We start from the raw sequence: 1,514 nt of genomic DNA, 5'->3' as shown, positions 1-1,514 counted from the left end.
CCCGCCGGGCGGACAGACCGACGCGCCGGCGAACGGGCAAAACCCGCCGCCGCAGAGCCGGCAAGCGCTCAACCCACCGAGCACGCAGCCTGCGCACCCGCCCTACATTCCGCGCGGGACGTACGTCAGTGGGAACGCCCAAATAGGCGGGCCCGGCGATGCGCGGGCGGGCTTCAGCGTCGTCGACCACGGGGCGCCCCCACCGCCGCCGCCGCGAGGCCACGGCTGGAACGACGGTCCGGCTCCCGGCCACCCGCCGCCACACTGGGTGGGCGCACCGCCTCCGGGGGGCTGGGACGGCCCGCCGCCTCCCGGCGGCTGGAACCGCCCGTGGTCCGGGCCGCAGCGTGACGTCGTTCTCGCACAGGCCGATTTCGGGCCGTTCCAGTACGAGACCTACACCGCCATACCGGTTTTCAACTGGCAGTTCGGCGGTTGGGGCTTCTGGTACATGGGAGTCTGGGTTCCGCTGTACTGACGGGCCGGCCCGAATCGAGCCGCCGACGGGCGCAGCCGCCGTAGCCGGTTGCGCCCGTTGCCGGGCGGCGATCCCGCGGTCGTGGCAGGCTCCGGGAATGGATGTGCGAGAGAACGTCCGCCGAGCCATCGACGTGATGACGGCTTGGACGTCCGACAGCGGCAACGAATTCGCGTGGACCCGGCTCGTCGAGAACGTGATCGACGAGCCCGACGGCGAGATCATGCTGTTGATGGGCTTCGTCAACCTTGCCGGTGAGCTCGGGATCAAGCTGGAGAGGGCCACCGGTCAAGACGTGCGATCGCACCTGCAGGACATCGCCCTGAAGTACCTGTGACCCGGGTGGGCTACTGCGGATGGGTCGCCAGGTAGTCCTCGACCGGGATCGGTGACGATGCGGCGTAGCCGACGGGCAACAACACATCGCCGGCAGTGGTGACGTAGTAGACGTCCCACCGGTAGTAGGTGGGGAAAGCGGCGGGATCGCTCCCGATCAGCGCGGCGTACTGGTCGACGGCCTGCACGTAGGCGTGGGCGTGGTTGTACCCGTAGATGGCGTGCGCGCGGTCATTGGCAAAGCCGTTGGCGGCGAGGAATCGGCCCGCGGCCATGATGCTGTCGCGCGGGGAATTGATGTCGCCGCCCTGGCCGTAGGTGGCGAACGTCGACGGCAGGAACTGCATGGGCCCTTGCGCGCCGGCCGTGCTCACGCCGTTGATGCTGCCGAATCGGGTCTCGACGAGGTTGATCGCGGCCAGGTAGTTCCAGCCAACACCGGTCTCCGCTTCCGCCGCGTGGTAGTCGCTCATCAGCTCGTCGGCGGCGATCGGCGGGTCGATCCGCCACGGGGGCAGCGCGTTTTTCGCGGGGGTCATCGACTGCAGTTGTCGTCGGGCATCGAGGTTGCGGTCGTAGACGTCCACGAGTTCCGACGGGATCCGCGGCCGGGTGATGGAGTCCCATTCGGGGTGCCGCCCGATGGCCCGGTAGGCGGCCTGCTCGCGGTGCGCCGCCGCCGACAAGGCGGGCTCGGGGG

3 protein-coding genes are annotated in these 1,514 nt (G+C 69.8%); 2 read left to right on the top strand and 1 reads right to left on the bottom strand.

Annotated features, from left to right (window positions below; translation table 11 throughout):
* Together A5680_RS22585 and A5680_RS22580 are read left to right on the top strand one after the other, a co-directional pair.
* Nucleotides 1-478, top strand: a 478-nt coding sequence (locus tag A5680_RS22585; protein ID WP_369827704.1) for an MAP_0585 family protein, incomplete at its 5' end; no start/stop codon positions are given.
* A gap of 97 nt (nucleotides 479-575) precedes the next feature.
* Nucleotides 576-815 (top strand): hypothetical protein, encoded by a 240-nt coding sequence (locus A5680_RS22580; protein WP_055403276.1) that lies wholly within the window; start codon nucleotides 576-578, stop codon nucleotides 813-815.
* Between the two features lie 10 nt (nucleotides 816-825).
* Here the strand turns inward: A5680_RS22580 and A5680_RS22575 are convergent.
* A partial coding sequence (locus tag A5680_RS22575) for a lytic transglycosylase domain-containing protein (RefSeq protein ID WP_067823397.1) occupies nucleotides 826-1,514 on the bottom strand: 689 nt, incomplete at its 5' end.

It is taken from the genome of Mycobacterium sp. E2989 (genome assembly GCF_001667595.1).
In the GTDB taxonomy this organism is placed as follows: domain Bacteria; phylum Actinomycetota; class Actinomycetes; order Mycobacteriales; family Mycobacteriaceae; genus Mycobacterium.
The sequence above is the reverse complement of the archived record's forward strand: the minus strand, read 5'-3'. Positions and strand labels throughout refer to the sequence as shown.

Coding starts and splice junctions, on each gene's coding strand:
- A5680_RS22580 (WP_055403276.1), top strand. CDS start 576: ATGGATGTGCGAGAGAACGTCCGCCGAGCCATCGACGTGATGACGGCT.